The organism is Streptomyces bullii, assembly GCF_042657145.1.
GTDB lineage: Bacteria > Actinomycetota > Actinomycetes > Streptomycetales > Streptomycetaceae > Streptomyces > Streptomyces bullii.
Genome location: NZ_JBHSNY010000009.1, coordinates 427,618 through 448,383, shown reverse-complemented (window position 1 = coordinate 448,383; position 20,766 = coordinate 427,618). Strand labels below are relative to the sequence as shown.

The 20,766-nt window shown below is 68.9% G+C and carries 18 protein-coding genes and 3 pseudogenes; 10 read left to right on the top strand and 11 right to left on the bottom strand.

What is annotated here, in order from left to right; translation table 11 throughout:
* Positions 1–7: 7 nt before the first annotated feature.
* Together ACFPZJ_RS27065 and ACFPZJ_RS27060 are read left to right on the top strand one after the other, a co-directional pair.
* Positions 8–385: an STAS domain-containing protein gene (locus ACFPZJ_RS27065; RefSeq protein WP_381026605.1), complete on the top strand. Its 378-nt coding sequence runs from the start codon at positions 8–10 to the stop codon at positions 383–385.
* A 200-nt stretch (positions 386–585) separates the two neighbouring features.
* Positions 586–1,065, top strand: coding sequence for an ATP-binding protein (locus tag ACFPZJ_RS27060; RefSeq protein ID WP_381026603.1), 480 nt, complete (start codon positions 586–588; stop codon positions 1,063–1,065).
* Positions 1,066–1,277: 212 nt separating this feature from the next.
* On the opposite strand, the gene ACFPZJ_RS27055 is transcribed toward ACFPZJ_RS27060, so the two are convergent.
* Complete coding sequence (locus ACFPZJ_RS27055; RefSeq protein ID WP_361950522.1) at positions 1,278–1,448, bottom strand: hydrophobic protein; 171 nt, start codon at positions 1,446–1,448, stop codon at positions 1,278–1,280.
* 691 nt (positions 1,449–2,139) lie between these two features.
* Between ACFPZJ_RS27055 and ACFPZJ_RS27050 the strand changes: the two genes are divergently transcribed.
* A complete protein-coding gene (locus tag ACFPZJ_RS27050) occupies positions 2,140–2,487 on the top strand; it encodes a hypothetical protein (RefSeq protein ID WP_381026601.1) in 348 nt (115 codons plus the stop codon).
* Between the two features lie 11 nt (positions 2,488–2,498).
* Positions 2,499–2,981 carry a hypothetical protein gene (locus ACFPZJ_RS27045; protein WP_381026598.1) on the top strand — a complete coding sequence of 161 codons (483 nt, stop codon included), beginning with the start codon at positions 2,499–2,501 and terminating at the stop codon, positions 2,979–2,981.
* An 842-nt stretch (positions 2,982–3,823) separates the two neighbouring features.
* Here the strand turns inward: ACFPZJ_RS27045 and ACFPZJ_RS27040 are convergent.
* Positions 3,824–4,639, bottom strand: coding sequence for a LamG domain-containing protein (locus ACFPZJ_RS27040; protein ID WP_381026597.1), 816 nt, complete (start codon positions 4,637–4,639; stop codon positions 3,824–3,826).
* Positions 4,640–4,750: 111 nt separating this feature from the next.
* On the opposite strand from ACFPZJ_RS27040, the gene ACFPZJ_RS27035 reads away from it, so the two are divergent.
* Both ACFPZJ_RS27035 and ACFPZJ_RS27030 read left to right on the top strand, forming a co-directional pair.
* Positions 4,751–5,158 (top strand): transposase, encoded by a 408-nt coding sequence (locus ACFPZJ_RS27035; protein WP_381026594.1) that lies wholly within the window; start codon positions 4,751–4,753, stop codon positions 5,156–5,158.
* On the top strand, positions 5,152–5,553 hold the full coding sequence (locus tag ACFPZJ_RS27030; RefSeq protein ID WP_381026591.1) for a transposase: 402 nt from the start codon (positions 5,152–5,154) through the stop codon (positions 5,551–5,553). The genes ACFPZJ_RS27035 and ACFPZJ_RS27030 overlap by 7 nt, the downstream gene beginning before the upstream one ends.
* Positions 5,554–5,561: 8 nt before the next feature.
* Here ACFPZJ_RS27030 and ACFPZJ_RS27025 read toward each other — a convergent pair whose 3' ends face one another.
* The 3 genes from ACFPZJ_RS27025 to ACFPZJ_RS27015 all read right to left on the bottom strand — a co-directional run bounded on the left by ACFPZJ_RS27025 (position 5,562) and on the right by ACFPZJ_RS27015 (position 8,664).
* Complete coding sequence (locus ACFPZJ_RS27025; protein WP_381026588.1) at positions 5,562–5,900, bottom strand: DUF6193 family natural product biosynthesis protein; 339 nt, start codon at positions 5,898–5,900, stop codon at positions 5,562–5,564.
* Between the two features lie 412 nt (positions 5,901–6,312).
* A complete protein-coding gene (locus ACFPZJ_RS27020) occupies positions 6,313–8,037 on the bottom strand; it encodes an acyl-CoA dehydrogenase family protein (protein ID WP_381026585.1) in 1,725 nt (574 codons plus the stop codon).
* A gap of 69 nt (positions 8,038–8,106) precedes the next feature.
* Positions 8,107–8,664, bottom strand: coding sequence for a PadR family transcriptional regulator (locus ACFPZJ_RS27015; RefSeq protein ID WP_381026583.1), 558 nt, complete (start codon positions 8,662–8,664; stop codon positions 8,107–8,109).
* A 281-nt stretch (positions 8,665–8,945) separates the two neighbouring features.
* Here ACFPZJ_RS27015 and ACFPZJ_RS27010 point away from each other — a divergent pair.
* Positions 8,946–9,273 (top strand): annotated as a pseudogene (locus ACFPZJ_RS27010) (transposase family protein); the annotation flags it as partial.
* 396 nt (positions 9,274–9,669) lie between these two features.
* On the opposite strand, the gene ACFPZJ_RS27005 reads toward ACFPZJ_RS27010, so the two are convergent.
* Complete coding sequence (locus tag ACFPZJ_RS27005; protein WP_381026580.1) at positions 9,670–11,697, bottom strand: tetratricopeptide repeat protein; 2,028 nt, start codon at positions 11,695–11,697, stop codon at positions 9,670–9,672.
* Between the two features lie 320 nt (positions 11,698–12,017).
* A complete protein-coding gene (locus tag ACFPZJ_RS27000; RefSeq protein ID WP_381026578.1) occupies positions 12,018–12,707 on the bottom strand; it encodes a hypothetical protein in 690 nt (229 codons plus the stop codon).
* A gap of 752 nt (positions 12,708–13,459) precedes the next feature.
* On the opposite strand from ACFPZJ_RS27000, the gene ACFPZJ_RS26995 reads away from it, so the two are divergent.
* Complete coding sequence (locus tag ACFPZJ_RS26995) at positions 13,460–13,894, top strand: VOC family protein (protein WP_381026575.1); 435 nt, start codon at positions 13,460–13,462, stop codon at positions 13,892–13,894.
* A gap of 71 nt (positions 13,895–13,965) precedes the next feature.
* Here ACFPZJ_RS26995 and ACFPZJ_RS26990 read toward each other — a convergent pair.
* Positions 13,966–14,628 (bottom strand): annotated as a pseudogene (locus ACFPZJ_RS26990) (transposase); the annotation flags it as partial.
* Positions 14,629–14,767: 139 nt separating this feature from the next.
* Here ACFPZJ_RS26990 and ACFPZJ_RS26985 point away from each other — a divergent pair.
* Both ACFPZJ_RS26985 and ACFPZJ_RS39915 read left to right on the top strand, forming a co-directional pair.
* Positions 14,768–14,905: pseudogene (locus tag ACFPZJ_RS26985) on the top strand (transposase); the annotation flags it as partial.
* Positions 14,841–15,284 carry a NucA/NucB deoxyribonuclease domain-containing protein gene (locus tag ACFPZJ_RS39915; RefSeq protein ID WP_461096537.1) on the top strand — a complete coding sequence of 148 codons (444 nt, stop codon included), beginning with the start codon at positions 14,841–14,843 and terminating at the stop codon, positions 15,282–15,284. The pseudogene ACFPZJ_RS26985 and the gene ACFPZJ_RS39915, both read left to right, overlap by 65 nt.
* A 1,017-nt stretch (positions 15,285–16,301) precedes the next feature.
* Here the strand turns inward: ACFPZJ_RS39915 and ACFPZJ_RS26975 are convergent.
* From ACFPZJ_RS26975 to ACFPZJ_RS26965, 3 genes are read right to left on the bottom strand one after another with little or no spacing between them, the layout of a single operon-like run.
* The gene (locus ACFPZJ_RS26975) at positions 16,302–16,988 is read right to left on the bottom strand and encodes a response regulator (RefSeq protein ID WP_381026569.1); all 687 of its coding nucleotides are present in this window, start codon (positions 16,986–16,988) and stop codon (positions 16,302–16,304) included.
* Complete coding sequence (locus tag ACFPZJ_RS26970) at positions 16,985–18,388, bottom strand: sensor histidine kinase (RefSeq protein ID WP_381026566.1); 1,404 nt, start codon at positions 18,386–18,388, stop codon at positions 16,985–16,987. Before ACFPZJ_RS26970 ends, ACFPZJ_RS26975 begins: the two co-directional genes overlap by 4 nt.
* A gap of 20 nt (positions 18,389–18,408) precedes the next feature.
* Complete coding sequence (locus ACFPZJ_RS26965; protein WP_381026710.1) at positions 18,409–20,328, bottom strand: APC family permease; 1,920 nt, start codon at positions 20,326–20,328, stop codon at positions 18,409–18,411.
* Positions 20,329–20,766: the final 438 nt, after the last annotated feature.

The window sequence follows — 20,766 nt, the reverse complement described above, 5'->3', positions numbered from 1 at the left end:
GACCGACGTGACCCACACACTTCACCTGACCGTCCAGCACCCCCACCCCGGCCTCGCGATCGCCACGGTCGACGGGGATGTGGACGTGCACACCGCGCCCACCCTGCGCTCCGGAGCCCTGGAGATCATCCGGCGAGGACACCCGCGCCTGGCCCTGGACCTGGAACAGGTCGGCTTCTGCGACTCCGCCGGTCTCAGCGCGATCATCGGCATCTGGCACGCGGCCCAGGCAGCGGAAGGCTCGCTCAGCCTCGCCAACGTCCCCGACCGCCTGATGCGCATGCTCAGCATGACCGGCGTCGACTCACTCCTGCCTGTCCATGCCACAACCTCCGACGCAGTCGCCGCCGTGACCGACAGCCCGCCCGCCTCCGCAAAGAGGTAAGCGACTTCTGGTCTGCCAGACCAGAGGCTTGTGCGGCGATACAGCGGGGCAGCCAGCAGGCACTCTGGCCCTCAACACGACAGCGGACGCGATTCGACAGCGATTTCGGGAGGCGAAGGGCGCTGTCCGGCCGGCCGTGCAATCCTGCCGGAGCGCAGCGTGAAGTTCTTGTGACGGTCATGTGAGGCGGGGCGGGTTGTATGGGGCAGACGGCGGGGGATGAGGGACAGAAGATCGGGGACAGTGATCCGCTGTCGGCGTCGGCCGCCTATGACGGCGATTCTTCCTGTATTGGTGCCGCGCGGCGCCTGGCCATCGGCTTCCTCACCGACGTGCAGGCCGTGCACGGGCTGCCGGTGTCGGAGCGTGCGCTGGGCATGACGCAGCTGGTGGTCAGCGAACTGGTCACCAATGCGGTGAAGTACGCGCCTGGGCCAGTGATGCTGAATCTGCAGATCGTTGGCGGTGCGGTACGGGTGTCGGTGTGGGACAGCGACCCGGTCCTGCCGGACGTCGCCGCCACCGACCCGCAACGAGTTGGCCGGCACGGCCTGGAGATCACCCTCGCCGTCAGCCAGGGCTATGAAGTCCACCGCGAACCCGTCGGCAAACGCGTCACGGCTCTGATCGCGCTGGCCGACGACCCCGGCGGGAACATCGCCGGCCGCACTGCTCCGTAGAGACCGGATGCGGCGCAGACAGGAGGTGGGCTGGCATCCGATGGATGGAGGCGTAGGTTCCGCTGTTTCACCGGGCCCCAGTTATCAGGCCTGGTCCCATGAGAATGGTGCGTACACCATTCTTACCGGATGGGATCTTCTGGTGCCGGACATGTCTGCGGGCACCCGGGTGGATCCGGGTGCCCGCAGTGTGGCGCGTTGCCGCCTGATGGTTACCAGCGATACCAGCGGCCCTTGCGACCGCTGGTATCCGCCGTCCGCACGACGAAGCCCAGCAGCCAGACCACCAGCACGATCACGGCGATCCACCACAGTGCCTTCAGCGCGAAACCCGCACCGAAGAGGATCAGAGCCAGCAGGAGAACCAGAAGCAGGGGAACCATAGTTATCAACCTCCGACGCACCGGATGCCCGATCAATCGAAGAACACACGGTCGATTTCCCTGGTTTCTCCGTCGCGCTTACGGACACTCGACGTACTTCTACCACCACACATCGCCCCATGCGATCTCATGGGTGACCTCGGCACCGCGATCCCTGACGGCCGTCGTGGGGCCGACTTCGTCTCGGTGGTCAGACGTCGTGTCCGTTGTCCGGCGAGGTCCGCGCCGGTGTCCGGTCGGCGCGGAAGTAATCGCCGTGGCCCTCTTCAGTGCCCACCACCATGGAGGGGATCAGGACCGCCGACCGCGCTTCGACAGAGTTCCAACTCGCGGTCGGCGAGCGGAAAATCCTCCAGTTAAAGAAGAAACCCCCAGATCGCCGCCATCGCGGAGCTGGTGTGGAACGCCCTGGACGCGAACGCCACCCTCGTCGACGTCGAACTACGCCGCTCGACTGGAAGGCCATCCCCCAGATCGTGGTGACCGACAACCGGGACGGCATGACGCCGGAACGGGCCCGGACGGCCTTCGCGGACTACGGCACCACCTGGAAGACCGGCAGGACACACACCGACGGCCACACCCGCATCCTGCACGGCCGCAACGGCGAAGGACGCCTGTACGCCTTAGCGTCGACGCCGTCTTCTGGCCCGCTGCCCGGCCTTACCTGGTCAGGGACATCGCGACCGCCGTGTTCCTGTTCCTGCTGGTCGTCCTGGCCCGCGCCGACACCCTGCGCCACCGTGAACTGTACGCCGACCTGGGGGCCGTGGCCCTGGGTGCCGATCCCGGCGTCTGGCGGGCGGGGGCCAAGAGGGCCGTGGCACAGGGCGCGTGGTCGTTGACAGAAGTCCTGGTGCAAACGGCCGCACCGGCGATGTTCGGCGCCGCCCTGGTCGCCCCCCTGGCCCGACTCCCCCGCGGCGAAAGGCCTTCAGCACATTCCGAAGCCGTACGGCGGTCCTGGTCGATCCGAATCGCTGTGGGCGTCGTCGCGGTCCTGGCCGTCATGTCGTCCGTCGTCGCCGTGCGCTCGTGACGGGCGAGAGTATGAGCCTGGCGGTGCCCGAGCGTCCCCCGGCTGCCGACACCGACGAAAAGGTGCGCAGCTTCCAGTTGCTGGCCTGGTGCAAGCTGAGCGGACAGGCCGACATGGTTGCCCTGGCGTCTCGTTACACCGCACTCGGGAAGTGGTTCAAGGAGTCGGCGGATACCGAGACCAGCGCCGTCGACGCGGACGCCCTGCGCCCCGTCTGCACCAGCCTCGCCCGTGACACGGTCACCGCCCGAAAGCGTCTGGGTGTACCCGATCCCCATCTCGGTCGCGCATGGTCCACCCTCCTGGCCAAGGGCCGGGACGCGGCCGGCGAGTGCACGTCCGTGCTCGACTCGGAAACGGACGACGTGCAGCGCAACACGAAGATGCTGGAGCAACTCTTCGGCGCCTACGAACAGGCAGGCGAGACCCTTCCGACCCTGACTGACCGCGTCACCACCGCGTTGGAGCAGTGGCCGCAGTGGGAGGCCGACTGATCAGCCCGCGCCGGATGTCGACCGCCCGCTGTGCGTCGGCCACGAATGCAAGGCCGGTACGGTATGGGCGAGCGCCTGGGCCGTGGACGCTGGCGTCGAGCCGACCGACCCGATGCCATGTCAACTGGTAACCGCTGTGCCGCATCTCGGGCAAGGCCCGCCAAGCACTGGGCGCGGCCGGCCGGGGTAACCGCACCATGACGGCCACGACTCACCATCGCGTCGGAGTGCAGCGTGCATACGCCGGGGCCCCGCGACTGACGCGCGAGCTCTCGTGGACCTCGCTGATCCGCTCGGTGAGCTCCGCGTCGCGCATCGCGCGGCCCGAGAACAGCGGTGCGGCGGGCGTAGAAGGCGGCACGGGAGACCTTCAACAGCTCACACGCCCGCTTGACGCTGTCCTGCTGCTTCTCCGCCTCGATGAACGGGTACACGCTCACCGGATCTCCGTCGCGAAGCAAGCCGTAGCACGCTTGAGGGTCTCGACGTCCTCCCGCAGCCGACGGTTCTCCCGCCGCAGCCGGGCGAGCTCCTCGCGCTCACCGCTGATCAAGCTCTCTTGATCGCCGGCGTCGACCTCGGCCTACTGCACCCAGCCCCGCACCGAGAACCATCCATGATGGACATCCTCCTTCCGGAACCGAGGCTCCCGATCTCCGATGTCCGTCAAAGCGGATCAAGCCCATCCCGCGGCACTCCGAAGCTCACCTGAACGGGCACTCATCACCCCTATGGCCAGGCGACGGCCCCGGAAGAAGCCCGCCCGTGGCTGGTCGAAGAAGACTGCGCCGACTGTCTGAGTCGTTTACGAGTACGAAGCCGAATCCGTACTCCTCGCCGAGCTATTGCCTATCACTCACTGAAACGGCGTCCCACCCACGCACGCGGTGGATGTAAGCGGTCTTCGGATAGGAGGCCTCGGTCCCCGAGCGAGGACCGATCTCGAAGAGGTCGATCAGCAAGAAAAGCGGGTAGCCCGGGGACTGAGGCATTCGCTTCACGACAACGCCCTCGCAACCGATGATGGTGCCTGACGGCCCCCAGATGGCCGTCCAGGTGTGGGGCTTTGAAGCGTCCAGGGGAAGGGCGACTTCCGTCATGTCGGTTGTCAGCCGTGCGTCTGAATGCGCTTTCACTCCGCATCGGGCATGGCTCATCCTCTCGCCGACAGCGTCAGCGTCGATCTCGAAGATGCACACCTCGCCGCTGTCGTTCTCCGACAGGTGCTCCGTCCCCACAAGCCACGCCGCGAGCATGCATCCCTCGTCCACGCTCGCGCTCACGGTCATATCCACACGTCCAGCGGTGGGCGCCCACAGCAAACGCTCTGGTGTCTCCGTGCGGACAACAAGTCCGTCCGAGCGGTGCCGGTGTGTTCCTCGCCGAGAGCCCACTGGGCCGGAAAAGCTCCCGGTTTGCAGGTTGGACACGCGGAGCGGGGCGTCTTCCTCTCGCCAATCCGGCTGGTCAGCATCGATACGCAGCCGCAGCCCGGCATCGTCAATGTCGTAGCGTGCCTGAGACCGCTCGGGCGACGTCCAGTGCGGCAGATAGTGATCGACCCAGCGATCTTCCCTGAGTCGGGGAGCGGTGAAAGCGTCCTCAAAATCAGGCTTACGAGCGGGAGATTCGGGAAGACGATCGACGTTTGACACCATGACGTCATCCTGTCAGACGATCGAGACGCTTTCGATGTGAGGAGCGCTCAGCGTGGTCACCTTGCTGCGACGCGATGACCATCGACGGGTCCGCTCACACCAGCCACCGTCGTGACAGCCCCGACGCGAGCTCGGCGGCAGCTGATAGACGGCATACGGTGGCGAACCCGCACCGGTGCCCCTTGGCGTGATGTGTCCGAGCGGTACAACCCGTGGGTCCGGGTCTACGACTTGTTCCGCCGCTGGCAGCGAGACGGCACCTGGGCCAAGATCGTCACCAGGCTCCAGACCGAGACGGACGCGAAGTGCCTGATCACCTGGGACGTGAACATCGACTCCACCGTCTGCCGGGCCCACCAGCACGCCGCCGGGGCGGCGAAAAGGGGGGATCTGCAAAAGGAGCCACCTGGTGGCCCTGTCGTCGAGCCGGCTGACCACGGGCTCGGACGCTCCCGGGGCGGGCTGACTACCAAGATCCACCTTGCCGTTGAGCAGGGTCAGAAGCCTTGTCGGTGCTGATCGTGGCTGGCCAGCGGGGCAGTTCTCCGCAGTTCGAGCCGGTCCTGGAGGCGATCCGGGTGCCCCGCCTCGGTCCAGGGCGACCCCGCAGGCGACCAGACCGTGTGCGGGCCGACAAGGCGTACGACTCCCGCCATAACCGGGCCTACTTGCGCAGACGCGGGATCAAGGCGACCATCCCGGTCCCGGCGTACCGAGTCCGCAACCGTCAGAAACTCGGTTCCCGAGGCGGACGGCCACCGAGGTTCGACAAGGCCGACTACCGCGAGCGTCATGCGGTCGAATGCGGGATCAATCGTCTCAAGCGCCACCGTGCCGTGGCCACGAGGTACGACAAGCTTGCCGTCCGCTACGAGGCAACGGTGCTGGTCGCGGTCCTCAATGAGTGGCTATGACAGCGTGACTACCGCGGGGGCAAATTGCTCACCACGAGCGCGGCGGCTTCCGCGGGCGTCGCAACCTCGCCCAGGAGGGCGGCGTAGCCAGCTGCGTAGACCTGATACGGCGGTCCGCCGTAGACGATGAACGGAACGTCGTCGTGATCCGATTCGTGGCAGGGCGGGGCGCTGCGTAGGAAGTGCAGCGCGCCGTGTGACGGGAAGGGATAGAGGCCGCGCAGGCGTGGCTCGGCGTGGGCGGCCTCAACGACGACAGGCAGCGATTCCTGCGTGGCGCCCCGAGTGCCCGACCTGCGTTCCAAGAGCCAGCGCCAGGCGGTCGCGATGTCAGGGGCTTCAGACATGGGCACATCTTCGAAGATTCCGACGGCAGCCACAAGCTAATCAGCCGTCGACAGCCACGACTTTCCCAACAGAGGCGAGCCTGCCTTTGCCGCCAGCGCGTTCGCGAGCCCGTCGGCGTTGGCGGTCATCCAGACGAAAGGCAGTCCTCGCACCTTGGCAGCGTCTCCGTCACGGGTACCACGGGCACTCCGGCCGCCGCCCGCGTGCTGGGTATCTGGCCAACGTGGAGCCAGCATTACAGGCGGCCCGGCGTATCGATACGCCGGCCTTCGGGCGGCCACGGTGGCCCCGGCCGCGCCCGCGCGGGCATGGGTCGGATGGAGGGCTCCACGCTCACCGGCGAACACCTCGCGGAGCACGTGGCACGGCCGCCGTACTCCGCGAGGCGGTCCGAGGCCGCGCGTCGAGGTCTCAGGGCATCATCTCGTACGCCCCCGACAGAGCCTCGACGCGCTGCCAGACGCGCTCCGAACGCGCCCCGTCGACGACCGGGCGCCGGACCGCGCCGAGCGCCCAAAGCTGCTGCTCCTCGGTCGCGGAGTCCTTGCCGTGCAGTTCGACGGCGTGCGCGGAGAAGTCCCGCACGAGGACGGCGAACAGCTCGTCGAGCACGTCCTCGTCGAGGCCGGCTAGGGCTGCCTGCTCCAGGATCAGCTGCCCGTGGACGACGAGCGCGAAGAGCTGCCCGACGGCGAGGAGCAGGTCGAGGTCCCGGCTCTGCTCCTCGTCAGGAGCGGCCGTGAGTACGAACTCGCTCAGTGCGTCGGCCTGTTCGCGGAACCGGGCCACGTTGGACAGGTGGGCGTACGCGTCGAAGGCCGGCCGCCAGTCGTGAAAACGCACCGAGCCGAGGCCGCGGGCCGGCCCCTGCCGGAAGAGGAAGACGTCGTCGGCCGCGTCGAGGCGGGTCGGGACGGGCTCGTACGCGACCGGGTCGAGAAGGTGGTTGCGCATGAACTTGAGGATCAGCGCCAGGTTGACGTGGACGGTGCCCTCCAGCTTCGGCAGGCCGCGGATCTCGACGGCGGCCTGGGCGAAGTAGTTGTCCTTCTCGAAGCCCTTGGCGGCGATGACGTCCCACATCAGGTCGATGACCTTCTCGCCCTCGGTGGTCACCTTCATCTTCGTCATCGGGTTGAAGAGAAGGTAGCGGCGGTCGTCGGGGCCCGCGGTGCGGAAGTAGTCGACTGCGCGGTCGCTGAACAGCTTCATGCCGACGAGCCGGACGTACGCGTCGGTCAACTCGCGCCGCACGTGCGGGAAGGCGGTGACCGGGCGGCCGTAGAGTATGCGGTTCTGCGCGTGGGTGACGGCCTCGTACATCGCGTGCTCGCAGATGCCGATCGAGGCGGTGCACAGGTTGAACTTGCCCACATTGACGGTGTTGAGGGCTGCGTCGAAGGCGGCACGGCCGGTGTGCAGGATGTCTTCCGGAGTTACGGGGTAGCCCTCGAGGCGGAACTCGCTGACGTACTTCGACGAGTCGACGACATTCTTGACCAGGTGGTACGCGGGGTGGCGGCTGTCGGCGGCGAAGAAGACGTAGCCGTCGGGACCCTCGACGTCGGTGCGGCGGCCGAAGACGGATACGAGCCCGGCGGCGTTGCCGTTGCCGATGTAGTACTTGGAGCCGGTGGCCCGGAAACCGCCCGTGCCGTCGGGCTCCAACAGCATGTCGGTGGAGTAGATGTCGGCTCCGTGAGCCTTCTCGGACAGGCCAAACGCGAACACCTCGCCCTGGGAGAGCAGTTCCGCGGCGCGGGCACGGGCGGCGGGGTTGTCGCTCTGCCAGACGGGGCCGAGACCGAGGATGGTGACCTGCCAGGCGTACCAGTAGTCGAGGCCGTAGAAGCCGAGTATCTCGTTGAGCGCGGCGATGCGGGCGGTGTCCCAGCGCTTGTCGCCCTCGCCCTCCGCGGCGGCGGAGGCGGGCGTGAGGAAGGTCGCGAAGAGCCCCTCCTTGGCTGCGAAGGCGAGGAAGTCGCCGAGCCAGGAGCGGGTCCGGTAGTCCTCGATCAGCCGGCGCTTGCCTCGCTCTTCGAACCAGTCGACGGTGGCGCGCAGCAACCTGCGGGTCTCCGGGTCGAAGTGCGCGGGGTCGTATGTCCGCGGGTTGAAGAGCAGCGCGTCGGCCATGGGTGCCGCCTTTCGGCTGAGAGGATGAGGGTGGGTATAGGTACGGGTCCCGGGGGCCTGCTCGGCCGGTCAGCGACCGGCGGCGAGGGTGGCGAGGGTGGCGAGGACGTCGTCGAGCCAGGCGATCATCATCCGCTCGTACGCGATGCCGCCGCGCAGCACGACGTGCTGGAGTTCCCGTTCGGCGTCGAGCGGACCGTCCGCCGGGGGTTCCCCGAAGTCGCGGACCTCGCCCGCGAGGTAGTGGGCGAGGCGGTCCGTGTGCGCCTGCCGGTGCCGCTCGACCTCACTGATCAGGGCGGCCGGATCATCGAAGGCGGCGCCCCGGACCTTCACCGCCAGGTCGTGCCGCACGCTCTCCGGCTCGGTCGCTTCGTGCAGCCACGTGGAGAGCGCGTCCCGTCCGGGCCCTGCGACGGAGTACTCCTTCTTGTCCGGACGCCCGTACTGCGAAACGTCCCGGACGTCGACCCAGCCGTCGCTCTCCATCCGCTTGAGCACGCGGTAGATCTGCTGATGGGTGGCGGTCCAGAAGTACCCGATGGACCGCTCGAACCGCCGGGCCAGCTCATAGCCGGAGCCCGGCTTCTCCAGCAGGGAAACGAGGATCGCGTGCTCGAGCGCCATGTGCACGATCCTCCTATGCAACTCGTTGCATAGCAACGCCGCAACAGTGAGACACGGCTCACCCGGTGCATGTCACGTAGATCTCTGCCGACGGCAGCGTGCCGGGGGCGGGTTGGAACGCGGCCGGGCATGCTTCGCCGCTTCCTCGCTGACCGCTGCTTCCGGACTGGAGGAAACTTCCTGGCACTCGCGGCTCTGCGCCACCAAGCTCTCTTCAGGTCGGCCGACTTCACCGGACGTCGATCCGTACGCAAGTGGGGAGCCGGCGTCGTACGCCGACAGTCATCGCCGACCCGTTCGGCAACTGCTCTGAGGCTTGGCCCGCCTCAACCCGGAGCCGTGCACGACATCAAGGCCAACGCAACCACGGCACCGTCGAGACCCTGACAGACGCTGGCATGCCCCTCTGGGCTGACAAGGGCTGACAAGGGCTGACAAGGCGCTGGCAGCACAGTCAGCGTGCCCGGCCGCGGCCGCTGGCACAGCCTCTCCGCAGGCCAGCAGGCCGTCAACCGCTCCCACGCCAAGACCCGAGCCCTCGGTGAACAGGCCATGGGCACCCTCAAGACCTGGCGCGTCCTGCGCAAAGCGCGGTGCGGCACAAGCCGCGACCAAGGCCTCGCCTCACAGCACCGCGGGCAGGCAGGCCGGCACCTGTGGAGCCGTATCCGTAATGCGGGCCGTCAGGTGTGGGAGGTGCATGTGCCGTGCCGCAGCGGGCAGGTCAGGCCGGCAGGGGCGCCGCTTGGACGGCGGCTCGCAGCGCACTCGAACGTGGCGACCCGGTCATCATGATCGGCGCCTGCAGCGCCACCGCGCACTGGGCATTATTGCTGACTGGCAGCACTTCTCCGGTGCTGGTCGCCGCCGCCACACATGGGGTGCGAGGCGGCAGGCCCCTGACCCGGCCCTCGTCGGCGGCGTGCGGTAAGCATCGGCGCATCCCAGCCCGGCCTGGGACGGCGGCCGTTGCCCCGCGCAGCGGCCTCCGCGACGCCGCCGACCTCAGTCCGCCGCCCGCAACCGTGCCTCGGCGTTCGCGGCCAACCCCCGCGCTCGCGACGACCCGGACAGCCTGGCCAGGGCGGAGAGGCGCCGGACACTGTCCTCCCACGCCGGACGGTGAACATCGTCGTGGGCGGTGAGACGCCGGTAGGCCTCGGCCGCCACGAAGCAGGCCTCCGCGGCGGCCCCGGGATCGGGCTCGTACGCGCCTGCGGCCTCGGCCAGTCGCTCCGCGATCCCGCGCATCCCCACAGCGAGAGACTCCACTCGGCCGGCCGGCGCCCCCTCGAGCTCCAGCGCGAAGGTCGCCCAGCGCAGGCACTCCATGAGGTCGCCGCGTACGTTCAGGTGCAGCTCGCACAGCCGGAACACGGCATCCGCGTGGCCCGCCCCGGCGGCACGGGTCCACCACGCCAGAGCCGCTTCGTGGTCGTCCCGCTCCCAGTGGAGCAACCCGAGGTGGTACGCGGCGTACACCTCGCCCGACTCCGCTGCCGTGCCGCCGGCCCGGTAGGTGGTCCCCGCCTCCGGTCCCGCCGGCATTCTCGCGACCGCCTGCCTGGGCGTGCCGAGGCGCTCGGCGGCGCGCTCCCACAGCCGTTGCCCTTCCTCGGCCCGCCCTTCGCGCACGAGCAGCAACCCGAGGTAGAAGGCGCCTTCCGCGCTGCCCGCATCGGCCGCCGTACGCCACCAGCGCTTCGCTTCGGCCTCGTCGCCGGCTTCGTGGCAGCGGAAGCCGACGTGCACGGCCGCTTGGACGTCGCCCGCTTCGGCGGCCCGCGTGAACAACTCGTCAGCCTCCCGCAGCCGGCCCTGCCGCTGGTAGAGGACCGCGAGGTTCTGATCCGCGTTCGGAACGTCCCGCCGGCTGGCGAGCCGCCACAGCTCCTCTGCCTGCGCCTCGTCGCCCCGCTTCTCCAGTACGACGCCGAGGCCCACGGCCGCCGCCCAGTCGCCCACGTCCATCGCCCGGCGGTACCAACGTTCGGCCGTGTCGAGATCGCCGCGCAGCATGGCCAGCACGCCGAGGTTGTTGTACGCGGCGTGGACACGGCGGGCGGCGGCCCTCTCGTACCAGCACACCGCACCGTCCGTGTCTCCGCGGTCCTGTGTGAGCCTTCCCAGCAGGTAAGCGGCCTGCCCGCTGCCCGCCTCGGCCGCCGACCGGTAGATCTCGGCGGCGCCGGACAGGTCGCCGCCGCGGGCCAGGGCGGCGGCGCGCCGGACGGCCTCCTCGGCGCCGGGTGGCTCCGGATAGGGCTCAGGCCGGGACGGCATCTGCAGCACGCCCTCGCCGTCCCGCGAGATGTGGGCCACGAGGTGGAAGGCCCGGTCCGCCGCGGATGCGGTGGCTCGCTGTCCGTCCAGGTCCCTGGGGTCGTAGTGGTCGGGGTACAGCTCGTGCACGGGCTGGGCCACCGGTGCGGCGTCACCGCTGAACGCTGCGAAGCCCGTGGTCGCGGTGACCGTGAGGTCCCACCAGGGCCGCCAGATGCGCCCCGCGCACACGATCTCCGCAGTCAGCCGCCACCGTACCCACCGCCCGTCGTCCGTCACGGGTGCGCAGGTGAGGCCGGCGCTCGCACCGGGCGTGGCGGTGAGCGGCAGGACGGGATCCGCACCGAGCTCCGCCAGCACGGGGGCGGGTGACGGCTCCAGAAGGACCGCGACGTCGGGACTGCGCAGGCGCCGGTAGGCCCGGGCCGCGCGCTGGGCGGACTCCAGCAGGTCGGCGCTCAGCACCAGGTCGGGCATACGCGACCGGGCCAGCGAGGCGCCGTCCACACGCAGCGGCAGACGGTCCGTCACCTCCGCCCGGAGCGACCGCAGGACGACCTCCTCCTGTCCCGTCGCGGTCAGGGAGAGAAGGAGATTGTGCCCGGTCAGCGGGATGTGGACCGCCTCGGGGGTGCCCAACAGCCCGGGCGAGGCGATGAGTGTGAGCTGACTGTGGACGGCGGCCCGCACCGTGAACGGCGGATGGCCCGTCAGTCCCTGGACGGGTACGGGGCGGACGGGCCGCGTCATGTCGTAGATGGACCTCCCCTGCCCGACGGGCGCGCCGTTCGCCCGGCCCTCATCCGGTGTCGAAGCGGAAGGATCCCGTTCAGCTACGGACACCGTTTGTGACGGCTCCTGCGTCTGCCCGGCGGGGTCCGTTGCCGGGCCGGGCCACCGCCGTCCGTGCCGCGTGAGCGCCATGAGCGCGGAAAGAGCCGACACGGCGGCCACCGCGACGTATGGCGGCCATGTGTGCACGTCCGTGGCGGCGAGGACAGCGCTGCCGGCCACTGCGGGGAGTGCCCCGGCCAGGGTGGCCGCGCCGACACGGCGCTGCCCCGTGGCCATCAGCAGCCGCCCGGCTGCCGCGCGGCGGTGCGGAAAGCGTGACCCTGAAGGTCGATCCGGGTGCTGCCCTGGCGGCCTGCGGACGTCCAGTCCAGCCACAGCACCCACCGCACGAGGCCGCGCTCGGTGGTGACGAGAAGGTCGAGGACCTCGGATTCGTCCGCGGCGATCCGGTAGGGGAAGTCGCTTGCACCCAGGGCGCGCACCTGCGGCGGATCGGAGTCGAGGAGGACCTCGAAGCGCCGCACCGGCATCTCGGCCGCGTGTCGGGCGAGATCCCCGGGCAACTCCTCACGGGACAGCACCTCCGCCCGTAACCCGGTCAGCACCACGGCCGAAGGCCCCGTCGAGGTCACCACGATCCGTACGGTGTGCCCGGCGGCCGGGACATCGGCGACGCGGTCACCGACGTCGAGCGTGACGTAGTCGTGGTTCCTGATCTCTACGGTGACGGCGAACGGGTCGGTCTCCGTCAGCTCCCGTCGAGCCCGACGCCGGGCCAGGGACTCCTGGAGATGCTGAGGTGCCTGCTGGCCGAGGTAGGCGGCCGCGGCAGCCGCCGCGACACCGGCCGCCCAGGCCAGCGTCTGTCCCGGATCCCACAGCAGCGCGACACTCGCGACCGCGACCACTCCCCCACCGGCCCCGCCCCACACAAGGACGCGACGCTGCCTGTCGGCTCTCGGCATGTGTCCCCGTTTCACCCGGACCCGTCGGCCCCCGGCACGCTCCGTTCCGTGTCGGGGTCCGTGTCGTGGATCGACCGTATAACCAACCGGTCTTTCAGGACGGCCGATTGTCGCAGGCCGTCACCGGGCGGGAGAAGGGGCCGACAAGGCTCCGTCCCTCCGTGAGGGGAGGACACAGGCGCGCTCATGCTCCCCTGCACCGTGAGGGGATGAAGCATGTCCGCCATCACCCGGCGTGCCGGTGGACCCCACCGGATTCGATGGGCACTTGATCCATCCAAGGGCTCGAGTCATAGCACACCCTCCAGCTCGGTGAGGAAGTCGGCGGGCTTCTGATCGCGTTCGTGACCGGGCCGGGCCGCCAGACCTGGTCGGCCGGTCCAGGGGCGGGCAGACCAGCAAGGTCCACCTCGCCGCCGACCGGCTGGTAGGGAGCGTGGGTCCGGATGCAGGCGCGGACTTTAGCAGGCCGCACCTGTATCCGGACGGTCGGGGACGATCAGGGTGCAGTGTTCACGATGGGTCCGTCATCGCTCTCTCCGGTCGTGATGCAACTGATCTTGGAAGGTGGTTGTTCAAGACTGGATCCTGGGAACCGCTGGGGCGCTCCGCCGCCACGGTCGCGTCAGGCTCGTGGGCTGTCCGTTTTGATCACTTGGCATCCACGGCGGCCAAGGATGCGACGAGTGGTGGGCGGATACGCCTGTGGAAATGAGCGGCAGGGCCCCCCTGGTACGCGGTACGGTGCGCCGATGTCAGCGATCAAGAAGTTCCAAGTCACCTTTGACTGCGCAGACCCTGAGCGACTCGCTCGCTTCTGGTGCGAAGTGTTGGGGTACGTCATACCGCCGCCACCGGAGGGGTTCGCCACCTGGGACGATTTCAACCGCACCCTGCCTCTTGAGAAGCAGGGATCATGGTCCGCCTGCAGTGATCCCTCAGGCGTGGGCCCGCGCCTGTACTTCCAGCGCGTCCCCGAAGGCAAGATCGTCAAGAATCGCGTGCATCTCGACGTCCGGGTCGGCACAGGGCTCGTGGGGGACGAGCGCCTCGCCACGCTCGAAGCCGAGTGCGCACGACTGGTCGCGCTCGGCGCCACCCACGTGCAAACGCTGTATGCCGACGAGGAAAACGAGTCGTGCATCCCAATGCTGGACATCGAGGGCAACGAATTCTGTATCGACTGAGCACCCTCCGAGCCGGGGAGGGGGGAGCCGCCGCCTCCCCTGGGCCTCTCTCGTCTCGTATGGGGCGGGAGTTACCCCATGAGGGCGAGGTTGTGCAGGCGGGCGATGCCGAGCATGGCGTGGTGAACGCCGTCGCCTTTCAGCCGGCAGTCACGAAGGATCCTCCATGCCTTCATCCGCGCGAAGGCCCGGACCTTGCGGTGGGAGGCGTTGTGCTCCTCCTTCCAAGCTGGTAGTTCGGTCTGGCCGCGTTCACGGCGGTGTGGGATAAGCAGGCCGGTGCCCCGATAGCCGCCGTCCGCGATGACCGTGGCCCGGCCGACGGCGGCCCTCGCACCGAAAGTTCCCACGCCTTGCAATCGTTGCGGTTGCCCGTGACCGGTCGGCCGACGGCGACAACGAGTCGGGAGTCGGCATCGATGACGACCTGGTGGTTGGTCGAGTACCGGTAGTTCTTCGACTGCTCGGCAACCGTATGATCCCGCGTGGGCACCAGGGGCGCCGTCGACGACCAGGACGGCGTCCTTACGGAACCGCCGACGGGGCTGAAGCGCAAGCGACGGTCCGAGGTGGCCGATGATGCGGTCAGCGGCCGACTTCGACACCCCGAACAGCGGGGCGAGCTGCCTCAGCGTCAGGTTCGTACGCCAGTAGACCGCTACCAGCAGGATCCGGTCCTCCAGAGTCAGGCTCCACGGCCGCCCCTTGCGCACCTGGTCCGCACCTTCGCTCCGCGCGCTTCTTCGCCGTCATCGTCGCTTCCTGGACAGGCGCGTTGGCAGCGGCGTGGACGCGTTCGAGCAGGCCGCGGTGGCGGTAGAGGAAGGTGCGGTCGACTCGGGCGGCGCGGGCGAGGCCGGAGACGGTGATGTTCGGGCGTTCGCCGCCTCACTGGACTGGCTGACCATCTACTACCTGCCGCCCTACGCACCCGACCTCAATCCCGTTGAAGGGATCTGGTCGCTCCTGCGACGCGGCTGGCTCTCCAACGTCGCCTCCAGCAGCCCCGACACCACTGCGGCGCCTGGCGAGCGAGTACGGGTCCGGCCTCAACCGGAGACAGGACTGCGGAGACAAGAGCAGCGATCCTTTCGAACCGTTCCCGGACACCGTCGTGCAGGACGATTCGTGCGACGAGTTCCCCTTCGCCCGCACCTACGAGGGAGGCACTGACGGCGCCCTGTGTGCGGACGTTGTCCCGAAGCAGGTCGGCGACCAGTGGCTCGTCTTCGAAGCCGACCCCACCAAGCCCGTCACCTTCACCGAGTCATGCGCCCGAGGCCACGTCCCGCTGACTGACAACAAGGCCGCCGGCGGCAAACTCGGAAGCTTCCCGCAAACCGACCGAGTCCTCGACACTGAGAAGTACGACGTGACCGTCACCGCCTGACGCTCACCGATCACGGCCGCGCCCTGGGTCGGCACAGGGCGCGGCTTTAGAGAGGAGAAGAGCCGTGAGCACACACCGCGGCGTATGGGAATGGGCAGAAGACCCCAGGGTCCCCGGATTCTGCATCACCTTCACCCGTGACAGGCCTCCCGAGACAGTGCTCGCTGCCTACGGAGCAGATACACGCCGGGCATCGGTCCTCATCATGCAAGAGACCGCTGATGCCTTTCCTATCAGAGCAGGCGGTACCTTGCTGCGCGCAGGAATGCTGGCCCGGTGGGGGTTCTGCTACGAGGAATGGAGCCTGAAGGCTCCAAGGAGAGCGTCCTGAGCAGACTGTCGGCAGGTACCGAAACGCTTGAGCTGTTCAAGGGCGGCAATGGCGTCAGCTCGGGACACGAACCTCTGCGGGAGTTACTAGAAGCTTAGGGCGCACCGCCGGCGACGTGCCGGACACGGCCTCCTCCACGACAGCTTCACGAGGCAGTGGTCCCGCGTCCAGCGACGCACGATGCGCTCCAGGCCCTCCAGCCCGAATCTGTCCACCTGTCCGCCGGGTTGACACTCGGATGTACCTCTCGAGCCGCATCTGATCGCCTCCAACGCGCTGACCTGCACTGTCACAGTAAGGAGCCAACAAGCCGCATGCGGAGGATCACGTCCCGACCGTGGAGCAGATCCAGGCAGCCGCCGAGTTCCTGCAGGGGCTGCCCGCACGCCGGGTCCTGGCTGCCGGATGGGACGGCGCATGACCCCTGCCGGTTGCGGCCATGCGCCCACTGCTGCCGCGCGCCCCATGGACTCCGGACGACCTCGGCGCACAATCTCCATCGACGACTTCGGCACCGGGTACTCCTCCCCTGGCCTGCCCGCGCGGCCTCCTGGCCGATATCGATGGCTGCACGCACCCTGTCTGCCTTCCAACGTGGACACACCCTGGCGTGGTACGGCACCCGACCAGAGCAAGGAGGCCTGGGCTGCCGGCAGGTCCCAGGGTGTGGGCATGGGCCGTCGCTGTCAGGCGGGAGTGTCGGGGGTGAAGCGGTAGCCGATGCCGGGCTCGGTGATGAGGTAGCGGGGTCGGGAGGGTTCCGGTTCGAGTTTGCGACGGAGGTTGGCGAGGTGAACGCGCAGGTAGTTGGTCTCCTTCTCGTAGCGGGGTCCCCATACCTCCTGGAGGAGTTGGCGTTGGGTGACCAGGCGTCCGGGGTTGCGGACGAGGATTTCCAGCAGGTGCCATTCAGTGGGAGTGAGGCGGATTCCGCCAGTTGCGGTGGTGACGCGCTTGGCGGCGAGGTCGATGGTGAAGGCGGCCGTGTTGATCACGGCTTGTTCGTCGGCGGGGGTGGCGCGGCGTAGGGCGGCGCGGATGCGGGCGAGGAGTTCGCCCATGCCGAAGGGTTTGGTGACGTAGTCGTCGGCGCCTGCGTCCAGGGCGTTGATCTTGGCGGTTTCGTCGTGGCGGGCGGACAGGACGATGATCGGGGCGGTGGACCAGCCGCGCAAACTTTCGACGATGTTGATGCCGTCGAGGTCGGGCAGGCCGAGGTCGATGACGGCCAGGTCGGGGGCGTCGGTGGCGGCGGCCTGCAGGGCGGTGGTGGCGTCGGGGGCGGCGTTGGTCTGGTAGCCGCGGGCCGTCAGGGCGATGGTCAGGGCGCGCAGCAGGTGGGGGTCGTCGTCGACGATGAGGATGCGGGTCATGGTGCTGTGGGGAGTGTGAGGGTCATGGTCAGGCCGCCGCCGGGGGTGTCGGTGGGGATCAGGGCGCCGTTCATGGCTTCGGTGAAGCCGCGGGCGATGGCCAGGCCCAGGCCGAGGCCGTGATCGGTGGTGTGGTCGTCCAGGCGCTGGAAGGGGGCGAAGATGCGTTCGCGCTGGTCGGCGGGAACGCCGGGGCCGTGGTCGGTGACCTGCAGGTGGATCACGCTTCCTTCCTGACGGGCGTGCACGTGGACGGGCCGGCCGGGCGGTCCGGCCTGGAGTGCGTTGGCGACGAGGTTGGCGATGACGCGTTCCAGCAGGCCGGGGTCGGCCCAGGCGGGTGGCAGGTCGTCGGGGACGTCGATGTCGAGGGTGCGTCCGGGGGGTGGCGGGGTGTGCAGGAGGGCGGCGGCGGTGATCTCGTCCACGGCGGTGGCGCGGGGGTGGACGCTGAGGGCGCCGGCTTGCAGGCGGCTGAGCGCGAGGAGGTTTTCCACCAGGTCGTTCATCTTGTCGGCGGAGGCGTCCACGGTGGCCAGCAGCTCGGCCTGCTGGGCGTCGGTGAGTTCCAGGTCGGGCTCGCGCAGGCTGGACACGCATGCCTTGATGCCGGCGAGCGGGGTGCGCAGGTCGTGCCCGACGGCGGCCAGGAGCGCGGCCCGTAGTTTGTCGATCTCGGTCAGCTCCCGCGCGCGGGCGGCTTGGGCGGCAAGGCGCTCGGCCTGCAGCGCGCGGGCTGCGGCGGTGGCCAGCAGGGTGAGGAAGCGTTGGTCGGCGGCGAAGAGGGCCGGGCCGTAGGCCACCAGCCGCAGGTGCTCACCGGCCGGTGCGGAAAGCGTCGGATCGGCTGAGGGTGTCTCCCCGACGATGGCGACCGGGCGTTCGCCTTCGCTGTCGCGTTCCAGCAGCGCGGCGCCGGTCATGCCAAAGGTGTCCCGTACGTGTTCCAGCACCGCGCTCAGCGGACGTTCCTCCAGCGGCGCCTCAGTGATCCGGGCCAGCAGGGCGGCCTCGACGCCGCTGCGCGCGGCGGCGGCGCGCTGCCGGGCGGCAAGGTCGACCGCGACGCTGACGGTGGTGGCGACCACCACGTAGACGGCCAGGGTGATGACCAGGTCCCGGTTCTCCGCCGTCAGAGTGTGGAAGGGCGGGACGTAGAAGAAGTTGACCAGCACGTCGGAAGCCACCGCGGCCGCCAGTGCCAGGCGCAGACCGCCGGTGGCGGCCACGATGACCACCGCGGTGAGGTAGATCAGCACGATGCTCGCCAGCGACAGCGAGTCCCTCACGGGCACCAGAGCCGTGGTCAGGACTGCCAGGCCCGCTGCGGCGGCGCCGGCCGCGGCCAGCTGGCGCCCCGTGCTCCAGCGGCGCCGTCCACCGTCGTGCGGCAGTTCCATGCCCTTCATGATGGGAAACGCTAACCGACCTTCGACCCCGCGCCAGGCGAGGCCGAATACGGCTGCTGTGCGGCCACGCGGTCGCTGGAGTCCAGCTGCCACGGCACGCTGGTCACCATCACCCCGCGCTGGAACAACAGCCGGGCCTTGAGCCGCAGCGCGGACTGGTTGTGCAGCAGTTGTTCCCACCAGTGGCCGACCACGTACTCGGGGATGTACACCGCGATCAGGTCCTGGGGATGCTCACGGTGCAGGCTGGCGATGTACTCCAGCACCGAGCCGGTGATGTCCCGGTACGGGGAAGCCATCACCGTCAGCGGAACCGGGATCTGTCGCTCCTCCCACTCGGCGCGCAGCGCACTCACCTCCTCATCGCTGATCTTGACGGTCAGTGCGGTGAGGGAGTCCGGGCGGGTGGCCTTGGCATAACCCAGCGCCCGCAGGGTGGGCTGATGCAACTGCGAGACCAGCACCACCGCGTGGGTCCGGCTGGGCAGCACGATGCCGCCCGGCCGCGGGCGCAACTCGCTGGCCACGCGGTCGTAGTGGCGGCGGATGCCCCGCATCATCACGTACAGCACCGGCATGGCGATCACCACGAGGTAGGCGCCGTGACTGAACTTCGTGACCAGAACCACGACCAGCACCAGCGCGGTCAGGCACGCGCCCACCGCGTTGATCACCCGCGAGCGGTGCATGCGCCGGCGCTGCCCCGGATCGCCCACACGCGCCAGTTCACGGTTCCAGTGCCGGACCATCCCGGCCTGCGAGAGGGTGAAGGAGGTGAACACGCCCAGGATGTAGAGCTGGATCAGACGGGTCACCGAACCTTGGAAGGCGTAGATCAGGGTCCCTGCGACCACGGCCAGGATGATGATGCCGTTGGAGAACGCCAGCCGGTCTCCACGGGTGTGCAGCTGCCGGGGCAGGTAGCGGTGCTCGGCCAGGATCGCCGACAGCAGCGGGAAGCCGTTGAAGGCGGTGTTGGCCGCCAGGATCAGGATCAAGGCGGTCGCGGCCTGGATGTAGAAGAACATCACCGAATGCGTGCCGCCGAACACCGCCGCGGCGATCTGCGCGATCACCGTGCGCTGCGAGCCGGTCGCACAGCTGCCGGGGAACCCGACCAGCTGGCAGGTGTCCTCCACGTACCGCACATCCGCGATCAGGGCCAGCGCCGTGATCCCGGCGAACATGCTGATCGACAGCCCGCCCATCACTGCCATCGTGGTGGCCGCATTGCGCGCCTTGGGGGGCCGGAACGCCGGCACTCCGTTGGAAATGGCCTCCGCTCCGGTCAGCGCCGTACAGCCGGAGGAAAACGCCCGCAGCGTCAGCAGCACCAGCGCCATCCCGGTCAGCCCCACGCTTCCCGGCTCGGGGTGGACCTGCCATCCAGCGCTCTCCGCCACCGGCGCATGGCCGAAGGCCGTCTGCAGCAGCCCGGTCACGACCATCGCCAGGACGCCGGCGATGAACAGGTAGGTCGGCACCGCGAACATCCGCCCGGACTCGCGGACCCCGCGCAAATTCATCGCGGTCAGCAGCGCCACGAACGCCAGGTTCACCGCGACCCTGTACGGGCCCAATGCCGGCACCGCGGAAATGATGTTGTCCACGCCGGCTGCTACCGACACGGCCACCGTCATCACGTAGTCCACCAGCAACGCCGAGGCCACCACCAGCCCCGCCCAGGGGCCCAGGTTGCGGGAGGCCACTTCATACGAGCCGCCGCCTGAGGGGTAGGCCTGCACCACCTGCCGGTAGGACAGCACGACCACCGCCAACAGCACCACCACCGCGGCCGCCACCCAGGGCGCCAGATGCAGATAGGCCAGCCCGCCCAGCGTCAGAACCAGCAAGATCTCCTGCGTCGCGTACGCCACCGACGACAACGGGTCACTGGCAAAAACCGGCAGGGCGATCCGCTTGGGCAGCATCTGCTCACCCAGACGGTCACTGCTGAGCGGACGGCCCACGACCAGCCGCTTGAACGATATCGACACAACCGGCAGCCAACGCGTCCCTCGAAGCAGCGCCCGATTCTTCGCGCGTTCTTAACGCCGCTACTGGCGATCTTCACGGCGTCTTGACGTGATCATCCAGTGCGGGCGCGCTCACCACCGCCCTCGGCCTGCCGACCGGGAGGCAACGGCGGAGCCGTCACAGCCTCAGCCCTCGAACAGCGCACCCCCGGAATACTGCTTCTGCACCACTTGAACGCGAGGGTGAGCAGCTCCGGCGATCAGGGCTGGCCATGGGCTTCAAGCGAGCTTCGCGGCGGTCGGCTCAGCGGATCGCTGTTCGGCTCGCGATCGGTGGTGACCCTGCTCCACCATCGCTCGATCACTGTCGGGGATCGCTGCCCTCTCGTCCTG

Coding starts and splice junctions, on each gene's coding strand:
- ACFPZJ_RS27060 (WP_381026603.1), top strand. CDS start 586: ATGGGGCAGACGGCGGGGGATGAGGGACAGAAGATCGGGGACAGTGAT.
- ACFPZJ_RS27055 (WP_361950522.1), bottom strand. CDS start 1,448: ATGGTTCCCCTGCTTCTGGTTCTCCTGCTGGCTCTGATCCTCTTCGGT.
- ACFPZJ_RS27045 (WP_381026598.1), top strand. CDS start 2,499: ATGAGCCTGGCGGTGCCCGAGCGTCCCCCGGCTGCCGACACCGACGAA.
- ACFPZJ_RS27040 (WP_381026597.1), bottom strand. CDS start 4,639: ATGGTGTCAAACGTCGATCGTCTTCCCGAATCTCCCGCTCGTAAGCCT.
- ACFPZJ_RS27025 (WP_381026588.1), bottom strand. CDS start 5,900: ATGTCTGAAGCCCCTGACATCGCGACCGCCTGGCGCTGGCTCTTGGAA.
- ACFPZJ_RS27020 (WP_381026585.1), bottom strand. CDS start 8,037: ATGGCCGACGCGCTGCTCTTCAACCCGCGGACATACGACCCCGCGCAC.
- ACFPZJ_RS27015 (WP_381026583.1), bottom strand. CDS start 8,664: ATGGCGCTCGAGCACGCGATCCTCGTTTCCCTGCTGGAGAAGCCGGGC.
- ACFPZJ_RS27005 (WP_381026580.1), bottom strand. CDS start 11,697: ATGACGCGGCCCGTCCGCCCCGTACCCGTCCAGGGACTGACGGGCCAT.
- ACFPZJ_RS27000 (WP_381026578.1), bottom strand. CDS start 12,707: ATGCCGAGAGCCGACAGGCAGCGTCGCGTCCTTGTGTGGGGCGGGGCC.
- ACFPZJ_RS26995 (WP_381026575.1), top strand. CDS start 13,460: ATGTCAGCGATCAAGAAGTTCCAAGTCACCTTTGACTGCGCAGACCCT.
- ACFPZJ_RS26975 (WP_381026569.1), bottom strand. CDS start 16,988: ATGACCCGCATCCTCATCGTCGACGACGACCCCCACCTGCTGCGCGCC.
- ACFPZJ_RS26970 (WP_381026566.1), bottom strand. CDS start 18,388: ATGGAACTGCCGCACGACGGTGGACGGCGCCGCTGGAGCACGGGGCGC.
- ACFPZJ_RS26965 (WP_381026710.1), bottom strand. CDS start 20,328: ATGCTGCCCAAGCGGATCGCCCTGCCGGTTTTTGCCAGTGACCCGTTG.